We start from the raw sequence: 427 nt of genomic DNA, 5'->3' as shown, positions 1-427 counted from the left end.
CAATTACCTTGGGCAAGATTGTCGCAAAAGCTACCAATACCGGTGTCWCCGAGGTTAATTCCCGCTGTAATGCCTCGGGTCGCCCCAGCTGTCATGCCAGACACAACGCCCGCCTTCAGCGCCGCGCCGATGTTCAACGAGCCTGTTGTGATMACCTGGCTMACCATGCTCGACAACGTGGMGKAGATAGCCGCATCGATGGCCACGGCAATCATCGCCTGCGCGACCGTCATCTGGGCCATGGCCACACCCATCAGCGCCGCCCCCGCACCCGCCGTAACAATCGAAATCGCCACCGCCGCCACCATCGCCACAATCTGGCCGATGATGCCGAAGCCCTTCTTTTCCTTGATAAACCGGGTGTGGATGTCGTCCTGGAGCGTGTCCTCGGTGTAGTTCAGCCCGAGGCTCTCCTTCATCTCCTTCA

At 59.7% G+C, this 427-nt stretch carries 1 pseudogene; it reads right to left on the bottom strand.

Annotated elements, in window-relative coordinates:
• Positions 1–427, bottom strand: a pseudogene (locus AC1EJR_RS27355) (hypothetical protein); the annotation flags it as partial.

The sequence above is a fragment of the Cupriavidus sp. 05T42 genome, assembly GCF_056396345.1.
Note: the sequence above shows the minus strand (reverse complement) of the source record. Positions and strands in the feature narration are given on the sequence as shown.